General features: G+C 59.7%; 10 protein-coding genes. 6 read left to right on the forward strand and 4 right to left on the reverse strand.

The genetic code is table 11. The features are described from left to right. Positions 1-12: 12 nt before the first annotated feature. On the forward strand, positions 13-945 hold the full coding sequence (locus RVY76_RS10625; protein WP_317373939.1) for an IS5 family transposase: 933 nt from the start codon (positions 13-15) through the stop codon (positions 943-945). Between the two features lie 516 nt (positions 946-1461). Here the strand turns inward: RVY76_RS10625 and RVY76_RS10630 are convergent. Beyond that, on the reverse strand, positions 1462-2574 hold the full coding sequence (locus RVY76_RS10630; RefSeq protein ID WP_317373940.1) for a TRAP transporter substrate-binding protein: 1113 nt from the start codon (positions 2572-2574) through the stop codon (positions 1462-1464). Between the two features lie 110 nt (positions 2575-2684). On the opposite strand from RVY76_RS10630, the gene RVY76_RS10635 reads away from it, so the two are divergent. From RVY76_RS10635 to RVY76_RS10655, 5 genes are all read left to right on the forward strand, one after another. Beyond that, positions 2685-3257: a TRAP transporter small permease subunit gene (locus RVY76_RS10635; protein WP_317373941.1), complete on the forward strand. Its 573-nt coding sequence runs from the start codon at positions 2685-2687 to the stop codon at positions 3255-3257. A 4-nt stretch (positions 3258-3261) separates the two neighbouring features. Then, positions 3262-5025 carry a TRAP transporter large permease subunit gene (locus RVY76_RS10640; RefSeq protein ID WP_317373942.1) on the forward strand — a complete coding sequence of 588 codons (1764 nt, stop codon included), beginning with the start codon at positions 3262-3264 and terminating at the stop codon, positions 5023-5025. Positions 5026-6400: 1375 nt separating this feature from the next. Next, on the forward strand, positions 6401-8185 hold the full coding sequence (locus tag RVY76_RS10645) for an SLC13 family permease (protein WP_317373944.1): 1785 nt from the start codon (positions 6401-6403) through the stop codon (positions 8183-8185). A gap of 433 nt (positions 8186-8618) precedes the next feature. Continuing rightward, a complete protein-coding gene (locus RVY76_RS10650) occupies positions 8619-9434 on the forward strand; it encodes a thymidylate synthase (protein WP_317373945.1) in 816 nt (271 codons plus the stop codon). Beyond that, a complete protein-coding gene (locus RVY76_RS10655; RefSeq protein ID WP_317373947.1) occupies positions 9431-9946 on the forward strand; it encodes a dihydrofolate reductase in 516 nt (171 codons plus the stop codon). The genes RVY76_RS10650 and RVY76_RS10655 overlap by 4 nt, the downstream gene beginning before the upstream one ends. A gap of 615 nt (positions 9947-10561) precedes the next feature. Here RVY76_RS10655 and RVY76_RS10660 read toward each other — a convergent pair. From RVY76_RS10660 to RVY76_RS10670, 3 genes are all read right to left on the reverse strand, one after another. Further along, positions 10562-10864: a cytochrome c gene (locus tag RVY76_RS10660; protein ID WP_317373948.1), complete on the reverse strand. Its 303-nt coding sequence runs from the start codon at positions 10862-10864 to the stop codon at positions 10562-10564. A 58-nt stretch (positions 10865-10922) separates the two neighbouring features. Continuing rightward, positions 10923-12104 carry a sulfite oxidase gene (locus tag RVY76_RS10665; RefSeq protein WP_317373949.1) on the reverse strand — a complete coding sequence of 394 codons (1182 nt, stop codon included), beginning with the start codon at positions 12102-12104 and terminating at the stop codon, positions 10923-10925. Between the two features lie 734 nt (positions 12105-12838). Beyond that, positions 12839-15112 carry an adenosylcobalamin-dependent ribonucleoside-diphosphate reductase gene (locus RVY76_RS10670; protein ID WP_317373951.1) on the reverse strand — a complete coding sequence of 758 codons (2274 nt, stop codon included), beginning with the start codon at positions 15110-15112 and terminating at the stop codon, positions 12839-12841. Positions 15113-15232 lie beyond the last annotated feature (120 nt).

Raw genomic sequence — 15232 nt, forward strand, 5'->3', positions numbered from 1 at the left:
TAGACGGGCTGCATGAGCAAGCCTTCCCCCGCCCGCTACCGCACGACGAACTGGTCCAGCTACAACGCTGCCTTGCGCAAGCGCGGCTCAATGCTGATCTGGATAGACCGGGAGATGGCTTGGCTGGCGCCGCATAAAGGTCGGCTCGGACGTCCACCCGTCTTCTCAGATGCCGCTATCCAGTTTTGTCTGTCGGTCAAAGTTCTCTTCAAGCTGCCCTTGCGACAGACCGCCGGTATGGTGGCCAGCCTGCTCCGGTTGGCGGGGCTGAACTGGTCCGTCCCCGACTTCAGCACCCTGTGCCGCAGGCAAAAGACCTTGGCGGTCCAGATCCCGTATCGCTGCTCCGATGGCCCGCTCAACTTGCTCGTGGATAGCACGGGCATCAAGTTCCTCGGCGACGGTGAGTGGCAGGCGCGCAAGCATGGCGCCCAAGGCCGTCGTCAGTGGCGCAAGGTGCATCTCGCCATGGATACGGCCACTTCCGACATCCGGGCCGTCGAGTTCACTCCAAGCCGCGATGGCGACAGCCCGATCCTACCCGAGCTACTCGGCCAGATCCCCGAGGACGAGCAGATCGGCACGGTGACCGCCGACGGTGCCTACGACACACGTCGCTGCCATGCTGCTATCGCCGACCGGCAAGCCACACCGATCATCCCGATCCGGAGAAACGGGCGCGCCTGGAAGGAAGACGGCCCGGCAGCGAAGGCGCGGAACGAGACGCTGCGCGCCACGAAGCATTACGGCAGAGCATTCTGGAAGTACTGGACCGGATACCACGCACGCAGCCGCGTGGAGGCGAAAATGCGATGCCTCAAAGCATTCGGCGAACGCATAGCCGCAAGAGACCCTGACCGCCAAACCGCCGAGATCCACATTCGCGTCGCACTCATGAACCGCTTCAATGCCCTCGGCACTGCCGAGATCGTTCGCGTCGCATAACCTCAGCGGGGGAAGGGGAAGTCATGCCTCAAGCGTGAGTTCTGCAACAATGCCAACCTGATAAGCAACTTCATTCCGCGCATTTTAAATTCATCCGTATTCTTAAACGGTCCACCTTGCCGTGATCACTTCATCCAAGAAGCGACGCGCTCCCGATAGGAATCAAATCCCTACAGAGCTTCGGATTATTTCGCCATCGGATGGACATAAATCTAATCTGAACTAGTCAGTCGAGTTCGCCCCCTTCCCCCTAGATTGAGGTTTCAAGGGTCATCCATCATGTATGACAATCACCACTACAGACGGCGTGACCGCATCGAAATTTGAGTCGGGCGGCTCGAAGGCCTTCGTCAGATTGCGACCAATAATTGCAGTGGTCAAAAATTTATTTCTTGGCAGCCCCAATCGCAGCTCTGGTCAAATACAAACTGAACACCTCGCAATTCTGCACTTTGGTTTGCATAGCAGAAAATGTCGTCGGCCGACCACCGCGAAGCGGGTCGGCCGACGACAGTGTCAATTCTGCTGACCGGGGAGCTCACCCGCAGATTGCTTGTCCTGCATGAACTGGGCGAAGTTGGACTCGGCCACCTGCTGCCATAGGAAATGTTCGGCCTGAAACGCCATTTGACTATCATAGATGGGGCCCCAAGCTTCCTCGCTGTCGCGCAACTCGGAGTAGAGGTCGAGCGCGGCATCGTATGTTGCGTCCAGTATTTCCCGGGGGAAGGAGCGTAGACGTGCGCCATTCTGCACGAGGGACCGCAAGGCCGTGGGGTTCTTGTAGTCGTATTCGGCCAGCATTTCTGTATTGGCAGCTCGGCATGCGGTTTCCAGCAAGCTCTTGTAATTTTCGGGAAGGCTGCCCCAGGCGTCGTTACCGACGAAGCAATTGAGGGTAAGGTTACCTTCCCACCAGCCGGGATAGTAGTAGTAGGGCGCGACCTGATAGAAACCGAGCTTCTCATCGTCGTAGGGCCCGATCCACTCGGCGGCATCGATGGTTCCACGCTCGAGCGCCGGGTAGATATCACCGCCCGCGACCTGCTGAGGCACGACGCCGATACGTTCCATGATGCGGCCTGCAAGTCCGGCAATACGCATCTGCAGGCCATCCATATCGGCAAGCCCATTGATCTCGTTGCGGAACCAGCCGCCCATCTGGGTGCCGGTGTTGCCGGCCGGCAGGTATTGCAGTCCCTGCCCGTTATAGAATTCGTTCAGTTGGTCCATGCCCCCGCCGTAATAGAGCCAGGCATTCATACCGCGCGCATTCAGGCCGTAGGGGATCACAGCACCCAAAGCCCAGGTGGGTGACTTGCCGACGTAGTAATAGGCGGCCGTATGGCACATCTCGACCGTGCCGTTCTGCACGGCATCGGCGGCTTGCAGGCCAGGTACGATTTCGCCGGCCGAGAACACCTGGATTTCGAAAGCACCGTCCGAGGCCTCGCTTACGTAGCGAGCCACATCCTCGGCACCGCCATAGATCGTGTCGAGCGATTTGGGGAACGAAGACGTACAGCGCCATTGTACCTGCGGACGCTCCTGCGCGATGGCGGGTGCAGCCAGTGCTGTAACGCCTGCCCCGCCCATCGTGGCCGTGGCCAGAAACTTACGACGATCCATGGTTCTCTCCCTTTGATGATTTTCTTGCACTGACATCTAAAATGCGACCCGCTACGGTCCACCATATTCGATCCGACGCATTGACGTCGGGCGACAGGGAGGGATCGCAGATGGCCACTTTGCTTACGCTTGCCCGCATGATTGACCGCGTCAACAGTATGATCGGCCGGAGCTTCGCCTGGTTGATCCTCGTCGCGATCCTGATCTCGGCGGGCAATGCGGTGATCCGCAAGGCATTCAACATGTCTTCGAACGCATGGCTCGAGGGACAATGGTACCTGTTCGGGGCCGTTTTCATGATGTGCGCGGCCTGGACCTTGCGCGAGGACGAGCACGTTCGCGTCGACGTCCTGTCTCAACGCCTATCCATGCGCACTCGGACCTGGATCGACCTTGTTTGCCATATCCTGTTTCTGTTGCCGTTCGCAACGCTTATGGTCTGGCTCGGCTGGCCCTTCTTCATGTCGTCCTTCCTGTCCGGCGAACAATCGTCGAATGCCGGCGGGCTGATCCGTTGGCCGGCAAAGATCTGGATCCTGCTAGGCTTCGTTCTCTTGGTGGCGCAGGGCTTGTCCGAAATCATCAAACGAAGCGCGATGTTGACCGGGGATCTGCCGTTGCGGGAACCGGGCGACGGTGAAGACCTGCCCCCTGTCGCACGCAACGCCGGACAAGGAAGCTGACGCCATGATCGAGCTTATCGCCCACAATCTTGCCCCCATCATGTTCATCTCCGTCATGGGGATGCTGATCCTGGGCTACCCGGTGGCGCTGACCTTGGCCGCGGGTGGCCTTTTCTACTTCGTCGTCGGCGTCGGCCTCTCGGACTATTCGAACGAGATCAACCTGTTCTGGCCCCTCCTCCGGGCCATGCCGGAACGTGTCTTCGGCATCATGTCGAATGATACGTTACTTGCGATCCCATTCTTTACATTCATGGGGCTGATCCTCGAACGATCCGGCATGGCGGAGGACCTGCTCGATACGGTCGGCCAGCTTTTCGGCCCCCTGCGGGGCGGCGTGGCGTTCGCGGTCGTTCTGGTCGGCGCGCTACTGGCTGCGACCACGGGTGTCGTGGCGGCCTCGGTCATCGCCATGGGTTTGATCTCGCTGCCGATCATGCAGCGTTACAGATACGATCAACCGGTTGCCACAGGGACCATCGCCGCAGCGGGAACGCTGGCACAGATCGTGCCCCCAAGCCTCGTTCTGATCGTCATGGCCGACCAACTCGGCGTGTCGGTTGGCGACATGTATCTCGGTGCCATCTGGCCCGCGCTCATCATCATCGCGTCCTACTGCGCCTACATCCTGCTCCTGACATTCATCAGACCCGATGCCGTTCCAGCCCTTCCCCCCGAAGCGCGAAAGCTGGGATCCGGCGTATGGTCGCTCGTCGTGATGGCCGTCCTGGCGGTTGCCCTTTACCTGGTCGGATCGCGCATCCTTTTTGCCGAATACATTCCCGCGACGAGAATCGTGTTCGCCGCGGCCTTCTCGGTCATAATCTGCTACGTAATCGCACTCGCCAACCGCACGCTGTCGCTGAACTGGCTTTCAAGGCTCGCAGAGACGGTCGTGATCGTCCTAATCCCACCGCTGGCACTGATCTTTCTGGTTCTCGGCACGATCTTCCTCGGGATCGCCACACCGACAGAAGGCGGCGCGATGGGGGCTGTGGGCGCGCTTCTATTGGCGCTCGCAAAAGGCCGGCTGTCTCTTGGCATCCTGCGCTCATCGGTCGAGGCGACAGCGAAACTGTCCGCTTTCGTGCTTTTCATCCTCATCGGCGCGCGGGTGTTCGGCCTGACGTTCTATGGCGTCAATGGTCAGGTGTGGCTCGAGGAATTGCTGCTGGGCCTCCCGGGCGGCCAGTTCGGCTTCCTCGTGGTCGTTACCATCGTGATCTTTATCCTCGGCTGCTTCCTCGACTTCTTCGAAATCGCATTCATCCTGGTGCCCCTTCTCGCGCCAGTGGCAGATACACTCGGAATCGACCTCATCTGGTTCGGCGTCATCCTGTCGATGAACCTTCAGACCAGTTTCCTCACGCCTCCTTTCGGGTTCGCGCTCTTCTATTTGCGAAGCGTCGCACCGACGGAGGACTGGACCGACGATCAGACCGGCAACCGGATGGACCGGATCCGCACGAACGATATCTACAAAGGTGTGCTGCCGTTTATCGCGATAAACTTCGCACTTATCCTGCTGGTCATATCCGTGCCGGGCCTCGTGACACATTATAAGTCCGACCGAGGCGTGCAGCAGATCGCGCCCGACAGCGCCGCCACAGGGGGGCTCAACTTCGGCGGAGGAGGCGAAAGCATTCCGACCAACGAAGCCGACACGGGATCGAGCAACGAGGGTGGCTTCAACTTCGGCGGCGATGCGCCTGAAACGAGCACTGGGGATACGGAGCCAAGCGATACAGGCGGCTTCAATTTCAACTAACAAATACGGATCGATAGATATTGACTGAAACGATAGATTCTCTTTCGATCCGGAATATCTGGAGCCAGTGTGTCGCCGTACTGGCCCTTTAGGCAGAACTCTTGCGGGATTCATATCGAAAATTCTGCATGTTTTCTTGATCAGATGCGCAAACCCATAAATACCCTGCCAAACAGAAGTCCTTATGGTTCACGATTGCGTTCGATATGATTTTTCGGAAAGTAATCGATCTTTTAAAAGCCTGCTGCGGCAAGTTCTAGAGGATGAAATTGCAGTTTAAGGCAAGACGTTCGAGGAAAAACTGACCGTGTCTAAAGGCCATCGGCGTGCTGTCGTCGCCGGTGAGTGCAATCTCAAGTGCCCGCGCTAGATCGACATAGTTCACCCACTCGTCCATGATCAGAAATTCGCGCAATCGGAATGGAGCGATTGTGCAGGCGAGACCTGTCTGCAAACGTTCGTCCCGGCCAGTTGCAGGGCATCCGCGTCCCTAAAGCGGGAACGCGAGTACGCAATCAGGTAATGCGATTAGTTCGCATTGAAGTTGAGGCGGCGGAAGGTCTCGTACAGCGACAGGTCTGGTCCGAGAAGACTTCCGTTCCGGTCCGCTTAGGCGCAGTTGACCTCGTGCCGTACCTGCCGCTGTCACAGACCTCCCTACCCTAGGTTCTACCAGCGCTGCCCTGCTGCTACCGCTCGGCCAGTCGACCGCGATACGTTCGTGGCCAGTAAGGGTCAGTAAGAGGTTGCGCAGGAATGTAGGTAACGGATCCGGGACATCGGTGATCTCATCGAACCAAACCACAGCCCGCGAACGCGGCAGGCCGATCACTGCGATCTTCAGAGAGAACGGCCCTGCCTGCTCTCAGGCCCTTGGCAGACGCAAGCACGCTAAAGCTTTGCCGTTCCAGCACAGTCAGGCATTCCTCCCGGCGGACACTTCGGTCCACGACTGCCGGCGCTCATCATACGCTGGATGATTTCTCTTTGCGGCCAGTATTCGCACATTGAAAGTTGGCGGCTGGACTACAGTACGATGCTGCCCACCGGTCGTCTTTCTTATGCCGGCCGAGCGGGATCCATAGGATAACGGAATGCACGTGTTCCGTTCATCACTTCGCGTATCCTTGGTTGCTGGAACTCGCACACCTCCGGTCCGACCTCTCTTCGTTTCGTGCTCAGTGGCCTGATCAACGATCGCAGGTGCAGTGACGCGACCCATGGTTATGCGTCTCCGGCGGCATGTGGCCCTATCGGGCGGTCGGCGGGAAAATCGACCCTGATTTGTATCGCGGCCTGACTTCCACCAGTAGCAATGGCTTTCGTTAGGTGACATGATCGCTCATTCGTCGGCTACAATGTCGGACATGATTACATGAGTGAGCTCCTTGGCGTAGACGCGCCCATCCTCGCGCTCGTCATTCTCGTACTTCTCTTCGTCGCCTTCACCATCGAGCGTTACCCGCCTGAGGTCACGGCAGCTGGCGGAGCGGCGCTTTTCATCGTTCTGGGACTCGTGCCGGACGACGAGGTGATGGACGTGTTTTCGAGTTCCGCACCGATCACCATCGCAGCGATGTTCGTCGTCTCAGGTGCGCTGGTCCGGACCGGAGTACTCGATGCGTTGGCGAACGCGCTCGTGGAACGCGCGCGGAGCCGGCCGGCGCTTGCCATTGCAGGCTTCATCTTCGCGACCATCGCCGCCTCGGCCTTCATGAACAACACCCCCGTCGTGCTGGTTCTGATCCCCGTCGTTATCCGGCTTGCGGCGAGCCTGGAGCTCGCCCCGACGCGCCTGCTCATCCCGCTTTCCTATGCCGCCATCCTCGGCGGAACCTGTACGCTGATCGGGACCTCGACCAACATCCTCGTGGATGGTGTGGCGCGGGAAAGCGGGCTCGAACCGTTTTCAATCTTCGAGATCGCGCCTGTGGGCATCTGCGTCGCGATCGTCGGTGGCGTTGCCATGCTGCTTCTCGGGCCCTTCCTGTTGCCCGCCCGCGCCTCACGCGATGGCGGCGCAGGCCCGGCGGAAACCGATTACCTCTCCGAGGTAACGATTTTGGCTGATTATCCCCATATCGACCGGCCGCTCGGTGAAATTTCGGACTTCCGGAGATCCAGCATTCGCGTGACCGGATTACGTAGGAAGGGCCAGATAGAGCGTTCCGATCTCGACTCCCGGACGATCCGGAAGGGTGATGCGGTCGTCCTCGTTGCGGGGACCTCCGAGCTTCTGACCATCGCCGAGCAAACCGGCCTGCGGGTCGGTCAGCGACGGTCCGTTGAGCTCGACGCCGAAGCCGAGATCACTGTCGTCGAGGCTGTCGTCACGCCGTCGCGCCGCAGTTCCGGCATACGGATCGCCGATCTCGCGCTTGGCCGGCGGGCAGGCATCCGCGTGCTGGGAGCGCACCGCCCGCGCCATGTCGCCGGGGCGGATCTATCAAGCGTACGGCTCCGGCCGGCCGACAAACTGTTACTGGAAGGTAGCGCCGAAGGGTTCGAGGAAATCACACGCTCCGGAGACGTGGTTTCGGTCACCGCGCCGGGGGGACGTGCCTTTCGACGAAGGCAGGCACCCATCGCGGTCATGGCTCTCATCGGTATCGTCGCGTTTGCCGCATTCGACGTGATGCCCATCGGCATTCTCGCGCTGGTCGGCGTTGCCGCGATCCTGGTTCTGCGTTGCATTGACAACGATGAGGCCTGGGGCTCCATCGACGCATCGATCCTGATCCTGATCTTCGCAATGCTGATCGTCGGCGCAGGGCTCGAAAACACCGGAGCCGTCGAGCTGATCGTGACGACACTGACCCCCTGGCTCGAAACCCTGCCCCCCGTCTTGACGCTGTTGGCGATCTACGCCGTCGGATCGATCCTGACCGAGACCGTCACCAACAACGCCGTTGCGGTCATCTTCACGCCGATCGTCGTGTCGCTCGCCACCAATCTGGGGGTCGATCCCCGCCCCTTCGTGGTGGCGGTCATGTTTTCGGCAAGTGCCAGTTTCGCGACCCCGATCGGCTATCAGACCAACACGCTAGTCTACGGTGCGGGGAACTATCGGTTCGCCGACTTCCTGAAGATCGGCATTCCGATGAACATCATAGTCGGCCTCGCCACCGTCCTCGTAATCCCCTTCTTCTTTCCACTTTAGCGAGGAGCAAACCGAACAGGACGTCGGTGCTTGATACGAACAGGCCCCCGGAACGGGGCAAAAGCGATATGTTCGAAATAACATGGACTTGACCAGTTTCCAGGGCGGCGATGTTTCGCGAGCAGCGATAACCAAACCGCTCCGTTCGCCTATGTTGAGCATCCGAAGAAACATCATGATTATGCCGCCAGCCATCGCCGTGAACCGGAAATGGAAACCGCCGATCAAAACATCCGACGTATGAAGATATTACCGACCTACCCGGCCAAGAGCCAACGGCGACGCGAAGCGCCACGGGTGATCCGAGAGAGCTAAATTTTCTTGCTCGCTCAGTGGCGGTCGCCAGGCAAAACCTTGTATAGCGTCGGCAAATCGCGGGGCTCGGTGAACGCCGCAAACCTCGACGAAAGATGGATTGGCCGAGGAGCAGGCAATGGATACGTACCTCAACGCGCTCAGGACGGTCAGGGACGATGGGGTCCGCTCTACGGACCGGACGGGCACGGGAACCATCTCCTACTTCGGGATGCAGTGTCGTTACCCGCTGGCTGACGGGTTCCCTATGGTAACCACCAAAAAGCTCCATATCCGCTCTATTCTGCACGAGCTTCTCTGGTTCCTGTCGGGCGATACCAACATTCGATACCTCCAGGAGAACGGCGTCTCGATCTGGAACGAATGGGCCGATGAAGAAGGCGAGCTGGGGCCAGTCTACGGCCATCAGTGGCGACGTTTTCCGGTTGTCCGGGAGGAGGACGGACGCGTGGTGGCCGGAAGTGTCGATCAGATTTCGAAACTAATCGAGGGCATATCCAGTACGCCGGATTCGCGAAGGCTGATCGTCTCCGCCTGGAACCCGGGCGAGGTGGACCAGATGGCCCTTCCTCCCTGTCACACGCTCTGGCAGGTCCGTGTGCTTGACGGAAAGCTGCATCTGCAACTCTACCAGCGCTCGGCCGACATGTTTCTGGGGGTTCCGTTCAACATCGCATCATATGCACTGCTGACGCATATGCTCGCACATGTGACGGGATACGTCCCCGGAGATTTCATCCATACGATCGGCGATGCTCACATCTATCTCAACCATCGAGATCAAGTCGAAACCCAGCTTTCACGGACGCCGCGACCTTTGCCCCGGGTTCGCATCACGCGGCAGGTCCCTTCGATCTTCGATTTCCGGTACGACGACTTCGAGTTCGAAGGCTACGATCCGGCACCCGCGATCAAAGCGCCGGTGGCAGTGTGATTACCCTGATCGTAGCCCGGGCGCGAAACGGCGCGATCGGAAAAGCGAACCAGATCCCGTGGCACGTTCCCGCAGACCTCAAACTCTTTCAACGAGAGACATTGGGCGGAGCCATCATCATGGGTCGCAACACGTGGGAAAGCCTGCCGGTCAAACCACTCAAAGGCAGGTTGAACATCGTTGTGTCACGTGATGCGAGCTTGACAGAGACCGTCGTGCGCACGGTCGAGCAGGCCATCGAGCTTGCGCTTACAGCGGGACACATGCGGATATACGGGATCGGTGGCGAGCAGATCTACCGCGAGATGCTCGCCCTCACCGATCGGCTTTTGATTACGGAAGTCGATTTGACTATCGAGGCCGCGGACGCATTTTTTCCGCAGTTTGATAGAAGCGAGTGGCAACATCTCACTGAAATGCCCATCGAGAGCGACGATGCCTGCTGCGTTGCGCATGAATGGATCCGGTGCCGATCTGACCAGTATGCAGAGGCTCATCCTGTACAGAGCTGACATCGCGGTCTGGCCTTGGAGCGCAAAGCTCGCCCGAGCTTCACATTGCGGTTCGAGTGCCATGGCTGGATAGCATGTCCACGCTGGCACCAACTCGCTACCACACTTGGAATTGTCCGACCTATAACACGACGCTGAGTGAGCGTGGGTCGCTGGCAGTCCCCTTAGACCCTGGCATACGATGCCTCCGGACAAGCGCGGGCGGTAGAAGAGCTTGAGGAGGGCGCGTTGGGCATAAGATCAACCTCGCTCTCCTCAATCGCTTCACAGCCCTCGGCATCTCCATCAGACTGCCCGGCGACTGACGTTAAACAAGAAATTCACTTGGCAGGAGATGTGCCCAACAGAACCCTCCGAAGGCTGTGCAGGCCAGTATGCATGCAGACCCGCGCTTTTGAGATTCGGGAATGTAAACGTGGACGGAGCAAACCCACTGACGGCCTGAACTATAGAAGGACAACACTATGCCGCTGAAGACAAAAAAATCCCGACCGCCTTGCGGCGATCGGGACATATCCAAAGGCAGCGACCGATCCCAACGGCAGAGACGTGGGCCGACTGCCCTTTGAACGCCAGGTTCCGGAGACAGGGTACTGCGCCTGCTCGACGAGCGCGTCAGCCTCCGCTTCCCGCGACCTCGGCGACATAGGTCGAGACCGTTTCAATCTCTTCTTCGCTCAACGTATCGGCAAAGGCGGGCATGACGCCCACCCCGCTCGTCACGGCCGCGCGAACCTGATCGACATCAGGTTTAAGCTCGTCGAGGTTCGGACCCACTTTGCCTGTGGCATCGGCATCCGCAAGGACATGGCAAAGCGCACATTGCGGTTGGGAAGTCTCGGAAAAGATTGCCCGGCCGTCCTCCTGTGCGGCGATTGGGGCCCCGGAGGCGCAGAGCAGCGCGATACTTGGGATCATTATGCGAATACGAGAAACGGTTCGACCTGTCATCTTTTGAACTTTCACCTTCACTTGCTTAACCAATGTTTACTTCGACCGCATGACCGCGCCAGCCATTGTGACCGTAACCACGCTCGTTTGGTTCGAACTCCTCGGGCTGCGTATCGCCATTGCCGTTGGTGGCCCGGCTCGCAAGCGTGTGCATCCCTGCTTCGAGGTCGACGACAAGGAAGAATGGCCTCCAGGCATACGGGCCCATGTCTGGGCCGAGAAGTTCGGCTTCCTGCCAATTGTTGCCCCCGTCGGTGGAAACTTCCACGCCTGTCACGGCGCTGGTGCCGCCCATGGCAAGACCTTCGATCCGTACACGTCCAGTACTCGCATCCTCCAGTGGCCCGGTAATCCACGACTTGACGCTCATCTCGTACATGGAAGGTTGTGAAGGATCGCCCGAGACGCCTACGGGGCGAACGCGGTAACCGGTCTGCTGGATCTTGGCGGGACTCTCCTCCGCGGTAAAGGCGAGACGCTTGAGATACTTGACATTGTTGACGCCGTAATAGCCCGGAACGATCAACCGGAGCGGACCGCCATGTGCCAGCGGAATTGGCTCTCCATTCATGTCCCAGGCCAGAATAGCCTGTTCCATGGCCGCCACCGGCACGGAGCGTTCGACCTGGATGCTCTCGGGCGGCAGGCCGTCGGGGATCTCCTCGCCTCCCGTGCCGGTCAGGAAGGACATGTCTCCCTTAATGCCACCCATCGCATCGACCACCGCGCGGACAGGAACGCCGGTCCAGATGACATTGCCGGCCGCGCCGGTCGCCCACTGCGAGCCGCTGGCTTCGTGGTCGAAAAAGGCCCGACCGTTGCCCGAGCATTGCAGCACCGCAACCACGGTTTCCGAGCCGAGCAACTTCAGATCACCGAGTGTTATCGCGCCGGGCTCGGCAACGCCCTCGATCGACATTTCCCATGCGTCACGATCGGCAACGATCTCGTCGGACGGCGCGGGCAGGTTGTTGCGGATGTAGAGATCGCTCGACGGTGTGATCAGCGCATCGCCCTGCGCGGCCCGCGTCGTTTCGAGCGTTTCGCTCGTATGAACGATCACGTCGCTCGGATCCTTCCAGGCAACGTAAGCGGGCAGCTTCTCGCCCTCCTGCGAGATCGCCGGCAAACCTGTCACGGCGGCGCTGGCAAGGCCGGCCGTACCGACAAGAAACTGGCGGCGTTTTACCGGGTATACAATGGTCATAGTGTCCTCCCTCTAGGTAGAGAACTATACTGTACCTGATTGAAGGACGATCAGTACGGTTAAATATCCCATCTAAAGGCAGGCCGTTGCTGCTTTGGATAAATCGGAATGGCATCCGCGCGCTTCTTTGATCAAGATCCGTATGCCAGAACCCGAACTCAAGCTCCGCAAATTGAAGAAATACGCGGTCGTTTCAGCCATTCTATCGGGCTGATAAACGCAAGAAGTAAGTAACCGACCTTCCTGTCGCCAAGCCAAGCCCTATCGCGAGGTGCGTGCAGTTAGCCGCAACCCTCTGAGACTGAGGGGTCTAAAAATACAGAACGCGGAAGGCATGTGAAAACACACAAGATGCTCCCCCATCGTGCGGATGTAGGCCATCCCAATAGGATCAGCGCCGCAGCCATCTCTCACATTTGCACGAGAGCCGCCTTCGGTGGAGACGCACTCACGTTTGGCCGGGCATCATATGCAACGAGCGTTCGGAAAGCAGGTCAACGATCCGAACTCGCCGGGCAAGCCGGTTGGCCAGTCATCCTTTCGCCCATTTCACAGGGATACCGCAAACTTGCTTCGAGCCTTTTTAAGCTAGGATGAACGGTCCTTTTCGGCATGTTCAGTGACACACAAAATGTAGTTTCGCCTCTGCGGCTCAACTATCCACGCCAGCCTACATACGCTTCCCGCTCTTCGGGTCGATCGCTATTTGCATCCCGAAGCGGCCCACCGGCTCCTTACCCGCATTTCGAGAACCCACAAGCGGCGCAGGTCATACACCCTTCGACCATCCGCATCTCGTAGCTTCCGCAGGAGGGACAGGCCTTTGCCGAGCTTCCGCCAAGCGGGACGACCTCCGCCTGCGGATCGGTCTTCAGCCCTAGCCCCTCGCCGGCGAGGAACCCCGTCGCGATCATGTGTCGCTCGATGACGCCGCCGATCGCCGCGAGGATCGAGGGAATGTACTTTCCTTCCATCCAGGCCCCGCCGCGAGGATCGAAGACCGCCTTCAGCTCTTCCACGACAAAGCTCACGTCCCCGCCGCGCCGGAAGACCGCCGAGATCATCCGCGTGAGCGCCACGGTCCAGGCGAAATGCTCCATGTTCTTGGAATTGACGAAGATCTCGAAGGGCCTCCTGTGACCCGCCTGAACGAGGTCGTTGATCGTGATGTAGATCGCGTGCTCGCTCATCGGCCATCTGAGCTTGTAGGTATGCCCCTCGAGCGATTGCGGACGCTCCAGCGGTTCGGACATGTAGATGACCTCCCCCTCGCTGTCGGCCTCGCGGGTCTGTTCTGGCGCGGCGCTCGTGGCCTCCGACACGCTCAATACGCTGCCGGTAACGGCGTTCGGGCGATAGGTTGTACATCCCTTGCAACCGCTCTCGTAGGCCTGCATGTAAACGTCCTTGAACGCTTCGAAGTCGATATCCTCGGGGCAGTTGATGGTCTTCGAGATCGACGAATCGACCCATTTTTGCGCTGCGGCCTGCATCCTGACATGCTCGGAAGGCGAAAGCGTCTGCGCGGAAACGAAATGGTCCGGCAGGGGTGCGTCGCCCATTCGGTCGCGCCAGACCTGCACGGCGTAATCGACCACCTCTTCCTCCGTGCGGGACCCGTCGCGCTGCAGGACCTTGCGCGTATAGGCATGGGCAAAGACCGGCTCGATCCCCGACGAGACGTTCCCGGCCAGCAGGCTGATCGTGCCCGTGGGGGCGACGCTCGTCAGCAGCGCATTGCGGATGCCATGGGTGCGGATCGCCTCGCGGACGTCCTCGTCCATGGAAGCGAGGGCACCGGAAGCGAGGTAGCTTTCTGCATCGAAGAGCGGAAACGCTCCCTTCTCGGCTGCCAGATGTGCCGACGCAAGGTACGCGGCGCGGGCGATCCGGTGCATCCAGTCCTCGGTCCGACGCGCCGCCTCTTCCGACCCGTAGCGCAAGTTCACCATGGCCAGCGCATCGGCGAGGCCCGTGACCCCGAGCCCGATTCGGCGCTTGGCCGCGGCCTCCTGCGCCTGCGCCTCGAGCGGAAAGCGCGAGGCATCGACGACGTTGTCCATCATCCGCACGGCATTGGTCACCAGCTTCTCGAGAGCGGCATCGTCGAGGCGCGCATCCTCGGCGAAAGGATCGGCCACCAGCCGCGCGAGGTTGATCGAGCCGAGGAGACAAGCACCATAGGGTGGGAGCGGCTGTTCGCCGCATGGGTTCGTCGCCGCAATTTCCTCGCAATAGGCGAGGTTGTTCTGTTCGTTAATGCGGTCGATGAAGATCACGCCCGGCTCGGCGTAATCGTATGTCGCCCGCATGATCGCATTCCAGAGATCGCGCGCCTTCAACGTCTTCATCACCCGGCCATCGAAGACGAGCTCCCACGGGCCGTCGGCCTTCACAGCCTCCATGAACGGATCTGTGACGAGCACGCTTACGTTAAAGTTCCTCAGCCGGGCCGGGTCCGATTTCGCCTCGACGAAAGCCTCGACGTCCGGATGGTCGCATCTCAGCGTCGCCATCATCGCACCGCGGCGCGCGCCTGCGGACATGATCGTACGGCACATCGCGTCCCAGACATCCATGAACGACAGGGGACCAGACGCATCGGCCGCGACGCCCTTGACGACCGCCCCCCTCGGTCGGATCGTCGAAAAATCGTAGCCGATCCCGCCGCCCTGCTGCATGGTCAACGCCGCCTCGCGCAGATGTTCGAAGATCCCCGACAAGCTGTCGGGAATCGTGCCCATCACGAAGCAGTTAAAGAGCGTGACGGTACGCTCGGTCCCCGCACCCGCGATGATCCGACCCGCCGGCAGGAACTTGAAATCTTCAAGCGCGTCGAGAAAATCCGCCTCGTAGCGCTCGGGTTCCTCCTCGACCGAGGCGAGCGCGCGTGCGATGCGACGCCACGTCTCTTCAACGGAGTGGTCGATGGGCGTGCCGTCCGCCTCCTTCAGGCGGTACTTCATATCCCAGATCTGTTCGGAGATCGGCGCGGCAAAACGGCTCATGGCAAGTCATCCTCGGACGGAACGCGATGCTCGGGCGCATGGTTAATCCCGTGCGGCATCGCTATATCAAGCGTTGGAGCGCCCTGACTATACACCATTTGCGGGCGACGAAACCAAATT

The organism is Palleronia sp. LCG004 (assembly GCF_032931615.1).
GTDB lineage: Bacteria > Pseudomonadota > Alphaproteobacteria > Rhodobacterales > Rhodobacteraceae > Palleronia.

What these genes read in the sequence shown, in the direction of transcription:
- RVY76_RS10625 (WP_317373939.1), top strand. Translation starts at nt 13, where the DNA reads ATGAGCAAGCCTTCCCCCGCCCGCTACCGCACGACGAACTGGTCCAGC.
- RVY76_RS10630 (WP_317373940.1), bottom strand. Translation starts at nt 2,574, where the DNA reads ATGGATCGTCGTAAGTTTCTGGCCACGGCCACGATGGGCGGGGCAGGC.
- RVY76_RS10635 (WP_317373941.1), top strand. Translation starts at nt 2,685, where the DNA reads ATGGCCACTTTGCTTACGCTTGCCCGCATGATTGACCGCGTCAACAGT.
- RVY76_RS10640 (WP_317373942.1), top strand. Translation starts at nt 3,262, where the DNA reads ATGATCGAGCTTATCGCCCACAATCTTGCCCCCATCATGTTCATCTCC.
- RVY76_RS10645 (WP_317373944.1), top strand. Translation starts at nt 6,401, where the DNA reads ATGAGTGAGCTCCTTGGCGTAGACGCGCCCATCCTCGCGCTCGTCATT.
- RVY76_RS10650 (WP_317373945.1), top strand. Translation starts at nt 8,619, where the DNA reads ATGGATACGTACCTCAACGCGCTCAGGACGGTCAGGGACGATGGGGTC.
- RVY76_RS10660 (WP_317373948.1), bottom strand. Translation starts at nt 10,864, where the DNA reads ATGATCCCAAGTATCGCGCTGCTCTGCGCCTCCGGGGCCCCAATCGCC.
- RVY76_RS10665 (WP_317373949.1), bottom strand. Translation starts at nt 12,104, where the DNA reads ATGACCATTGTATACCCGGTAAAACGCCGCCAGTTTCTTGTCGGTACG.
- RVY76_RS10670 (WP_317373951.1), bottom strand. Translation starts at nt 15,112, where the DNA reads ATGAGCCGTTTTGCCGCGCCGATCTCCGAACAGATCTGGGATATGAAG.